At 64.1% G+C, this 4,746-nt stretch carries 5 protein-coding genes; 3 read left to right on the top strand and 2 right to left on the bottom strand.

Translation table 11 applies throughout. The features are described from left to right. Positions 1–615: LysR family transcriptional regulator (locus tag EOC06_RS32860; RefSeq protein WP_164898874.1), on the bottom strand; the 615-nt coding region annotated here is incomplete at its 3' end. 377 nt (positions 616–992) lie between these two features. Between EOC06_RS32860 and EOC06_RS32870 the strand changes: the two genes are divergently transcribed. Next, positions 993–2,489 carry a CoA-acylating methylmalonate-semialdehyde dehydrogenase gene (locus tag EOC06_RS32870; protein ID WP_128309752.1) on the top strand — a complete coding sequence of 499 codons (1,497 nt, stop codon included), beginning with the start codon at positions 993–995 and terminating at the stop codon, positions 2,487–2,489. A gap of 217 nt (positions 2,490–2,706) precedes the next feature. Further along, on the top strand, positions 2,707–3,006 hold the full coding sequence (locus EOC06_RS32875; protein ID WP_127808989.1) for a hypothetical protein: 300 nt from the start codon (positions 2,707–2,709) through the stop codon (positions 3,004–3,006). Between the two features lie 53 nt (positions 3,007–3,059). Here the strand turns inward: EOC06_RS32875 and EOC06_RS32880 are convergent, their stop codons facing one another. Next, complete coding sequence (locus tag EOC06_RS32880) at positions 3,060–3,710, bottom strand: GntR family transcriptional regulator (protein WP_236383238.1); 651 nt, start codon at positions 3,708–3,710, stop codon at positions 3,060–3,062. A 111-nt stretch (positions 3,711–3,821) separates the two neighbouring features. Between EOC06_RS32880 and EOC06_RS32885 the strand changes: the two genes are divergently transcribed. Next, complete coding sequence (locus tag EOC06_RS32885; RefSeq protein ID WP_128309753.1) at positions 3,822–4,715, top strand: dihydrodipicolinate synthase family protein; 894 nt, start codon at positions 3,822–3,824, stop codon at positions 4,713–4,715. Positions 4,716–4,746: the final 31 nt, after the last annotated feature.

A 4,746-nucleotide genomic window follows, 5' to 3' on the forward strand; every position in this document is an offset into this window, starting at 1 on the left:
GCCCGCATAGTCGAGCGAGGGACTGACGATGAGGTCGGGCACGTAGCCAATGAGCGTGTGCTGGCCGAGTTCGGCGGCGGTTTTGGGCAGGCCATTGGCATCGGCGTAGGCGCGCGAGGCAAACAGGCCGAGCGAGTAGTCGACCAGCTTTCCCGCCACCAGCCGGCCTTCTGTCGGCCGCTCGACGGTGATGGCGATGTCCGCCTCGCGGCGCGACAAGGAAAAGGAGCGCGGCACCGGCACAAGCTGGATCGTCAGCTCGCGGTGCAGGGCGGTCAGTTCGCCGAGGCGCTTGGCCAGGAAGGCGACACCAAAACCATCAGGCGCGCCGATGCGCACCGTGCCGGAAACGTCGTCGCCTTCGCCTGAAATGGTCGAGCGCGCGGCGATCATGTCGCCCTCCATGCGCTCGGCAATGTCGAGAAAACGCTCGCCGGCCGGGGTCAGCTCGCTGCCGGTGGTCAGCCGACGGAAGAGTTTCGTGCGCAGCGCTTCCTCGAGTGCGGCGATGCGGCGCGAGACGGTGGCGTGATTGAGCTCCAGCCGTTTGGCCGCGCCAAGGATCTGGCCGGCGCGGGCCACGGCAAGGAAGATGCGGACGTCATCCCAGTTCATGGGGATGGTCCAGGTGACAATCGCCGCCGTTGCGTTCCGTGGCGCCCCCCTCTGTCCTGCCGGACATCTCCCCCTCAAGGGGGGAGATTGGCAGCCTCGCCGACAGCTCTTCGCTAACAGCCTCAAGGATTGGCGAAGCCGAAGACAACAGCGCAATCTCCCCCCTAGAGGGGGAGATGTCCGGCAGGACAGAGGGGGGCGCGAAGGAACTCAACCTGTCAATCCTCCGGCGTCGTCTCGGGATAGCACCATTTGCGGGAATTGATGCTCGCTCGTCAATCGTTATCTATTCTCCGCACAACGGTTGCGTTCTCACTCGCGTTGCCATCCGCCGGCCAAAGGCGGACAATGCAGCATCACAAACAGGGAGAGAAATCATGATCGACTATGGTCATTTCATTGGCGGCACGCATGTCGCCGGGACCAGCGGCCGCAAGCAGGATGTCATGCAGCCGATGGACGGCTCCGTGCGCGGCACGGTGGCGTTGGCCTCGCAGGCGGAACTGCGCGCGGCGGTCGAGAATGCCAAGGCAGCGCAGCCGAAATGGGCCGCGACCAACCCGCAGCGCCGCGTACGCGTGCTGATGAAGTTTCTCGAACTGGTCGCGCGCGACTATGACGAACTGGCCGACATCCTGGCGCGCGAGCACGGCAAGACGATCGCCGACGCCAAGGGCGACATCCAGCGCGGCCTCGAAGTGGTCGAGGTCTGCATCGGCGCACCGCACATGATGAAGGGCGAATTCACCGACGGCGCCGGCCCCGGCATCGACGTCTATTCGATGCGCCAGCCGCTCGGCGTCGTCGCCGGCATCACGCCGTTCAACTTCCCGGCGATGATCCCGCTCTGGAAGATCGCGCCGGCCATCGCCTGCGGCAACGCCTTCATCCTGAAACCATCGGAACGCGATCCCGGTGTGCCGATGCGTATCGCCGAACTGTTCCTCGAAGCCGGCCTGCCGGCAGGCATCCTCAACGTCGTCAATGGTGACAAGGACGTGGTCGACGCCATCCTCGACGATCCCGATATCAAGGCCATCGGCTTTGTCGGCTCGACGCCGATCGCCCACTACATCTATTCGCGCGGCACGGCCGCCGGCAAACGCGTGCAGTGCTTCGGCGGTGCCAAGAACCACATGATCATCATGCCCGATGCCGACATGGACCAGACCGTTGATGCGCTGATCGGTGCCGGCTACGGCTCGGCCGGCGAGCGCTGCATGGCGATCTCGGTCGCCGTCCCGGTCGGCAACGACACCGCCAACCGGCTGATGGAAAAGCTGATCCCGCGCGTCGAGAGCCTGAAGGTCGGTCCTTCGACGGACTCTTCCGCCGATTTCGGCCCGCTGGTGACGGCGCAGGCGCTGGAACGGGTCAAGGGCTACGTGGATACCGGCGTCAAGGAAGGCGCCAAGCTGGTCGTCGACGGCCGCGGCTTCTCCATGCAGGGCTATGAAGACGGCTACTATATGGGTGGCTGCCTGTTCGACAACGTGACCGCGGACATGCGCATCTACAAGGAAGAGATCTTCGGGCCGGTGCTCTCTGTTGTGCGCGCCCCGACCTATGAGAGCGCGATCAAGCTCGCCAACGATCACGAGATGGGCAATGGCGTCGCCATCTTCACCCGTGACGGCGATGCCGCGCGCGACTTTGCAAGCCGTGTCCAGGTCGGCATGGTGGGCGTCAACGTGCCGATCCCGGTGCCGATCGCCTATTACACGTTCGGCGGCTGGAAGGCATCTTCGTTCGGCGATCTCAACCAGCACGGCCCGGACGCGTTCCGCTTCTACACCAAGACCAAGACGGTGACGTCGCGCTGGCCGTCCGGCATCAAGGATGGTGCCGAATTCGTCATCCCGACGATGAACTGACCGGACAACAAATTGATTTGGATTAAGGCCCGGGCGCTCGCGCCCGGGCGTTTTTTTGCAATCCGGCCGCGACTCTATCCGCTTGAACGCTAATGTGATGGAACCAAGTAGGCATCTGCCGTCTTGGTCTGCAGTCCTGCCGCAAGGAGGTACGGCAGATCAAGCGACGGCGCTGGCGACAGCTTCGGGGACATCGTCTGGCGCAAGGAGGTGTCAGATGACCCGTCTTGTGGCAACGCTATTTTTCGCGGCAATTTTTGCGTGTCCCGCCGTCCCGGCGCTGGCGGAGCAATGCGCGGCCCGTGCGGATATGATCAAAGCGCTCGGGGAAAAATTCCACGAAAGTGAGGCGGCGCGCGGCCTGGTCAACCCGAGCCTGATTCTTGAGATATTCGTCTCCGACCGGGGCACCTGGACAATTCTTGCCACCGACACGCGTGGTCAGAGTTGCGTCATCACGGCGGGCGAAGGCTGGGACGGTTCGTTGATGGCGGCGGCTGCCTTGCCAGGGACTTGACCCGAGTTCGAGGAAGCGCCGGCGACGAAAGCGCACCGGATATAAAAGGACGTTCAGCGCGTGGCGGCCGTCTCGGCGTGGCCGCGTAGCAGCGCCATCAGGCGTTTGGCATCCTTGGCCGCGGCCTCCTCGTCGCCGGCAAGGATCGAGCGGATCAGCGCGACATGGTGCTCGGCGGATTCGGCAAGGCCGGTCTCGGCCTTGTAGCGGAACCAGAAGCGGCGGCTATGGGTCTGCAAGGGGGCGGCCAGACGGGCGGCGAAGGGATTGTCGGCAGCCAGCGCCAGCGCTTCGTCGAGTGCCTTGTCGGCCTGGATGAAGGCAAGCACATTACCCGAGATCACCGCCTTCTGCATGGCAAGCGCTGCTTCGTGAAACAGGTCGGCGGCTTCGCGGGTGACGAAGCGGGCGGCCGAGCGGGCGAGCACCACCTCGACGCCGCGACGCGCATCGAGGACGCGCAACCAGTCGCCGGGATGGAGCGGGGCGATGGCGATGCCGGCGCGCGGCCTGACGTCGAGCAGCCCTTCCCATGCCAGCCGCTGGATCGCTTCGCGCACCGGTGTCCTGCCAAGCCCGAGCCTGTCGATCAGAGCGCCCTCGGTGACGAAGCTTGCCGGGGCCAGTTCGAGCGTGACGATCATGTGCTCGAGCACATGGTAGGCCCTGGTCGCGGCCGGCTCTGCCGGGAGGCTTGCTGCCATGGATATCAAATGCGCTCTCCTGATATATCTTGAATATATCATAACGGAATCCGCATTGACAGCGGGTTTGTTAATAGATATACCACTGATATATCAGATGGAGAGATGATCATGTGGACCGGAGTTTTCCCTGCCGTCACGACCAAATTCACCGCGGATGATCGTCTCGATCATGTCGAGATGGAGCGCTGCTTCAGCCTGCAGATGGAGGCCGGCTGCGACGGCATCATCGTCTGCGGGTCGCTCGGCGAGGGGCCGATGCTGTCGCCCGACGAGAAGATCGAGGTGCTGAAGACCGCACAGAAGATCGCCAGCAAGAAGCCGGTGCTGCTGACCGTCAACGAGGCCGGCACACGCGAGGCGGCCAGCATCGCCAAGCGCGCGAGCCGGGAAGGCGCCAATGGCCTCATGGTCGTGCCGAGCCCGATCTACCACACCAATGCGGAAGAGACGGTCGCGGCGCTGCGCGCGGTCGCGCAGGCGGGCGACCTGCCGGTCATGATCTACTCCAACCGGCTTGCCTACCGCGTCGACGTCACCGTCGACCAGATGGAGGAGCTAGCGTCGGACAAGCGCTTTGTCGCGATCAAGGAATCCTCCGACGACATCCGTCGTTCGACCGAGATCATCAATCGCCTGGGCACTCGCTATGACCTGTTCACCGGCGTCGACAATCTGGCCTTCGAGGCGCTGTCGGTCGGCGCCATCGGCTGGGTGGCGGGACTGGTCACAGCCTTCCCGCGCGAGACCGTCGCCATCTTCCAGCTGATGAAGCAGGGCCGCCGCGAGGAGGCGCTCGCCATCTACCGCTGGTTCCGGCCGCTGCTCGATCTCGATGTCTCGACCTATCTGGTCCAAAACATCAAGCTTGCCGAAGTGTTCGCGATCAACACAAATGACCGCGTTCGCATGCCGCGCCAGCCGCTGTCGGGCGAGCGCCGCAAGGCCGTCGAGAAGATCGTCAAGGATGCGCTCGCGGTTCGGCCGAAGCTGCCGACATTTTGATGGCTTTCTTCTCCCCGTCACGGGGAGAAGA

The sequence above is a fragment of the Mesorhizobium sp. M7A.F.Ca.MR.362.00.0.0 genome (genome assembly GCF_004023175.1).
Taxonomy (GTDB): domain Bacteria; phylum Pseudomonadota; class Alphaproteobacteria; order Rhizobiales; family Rhizobiaceae; genus Mesorhizobium.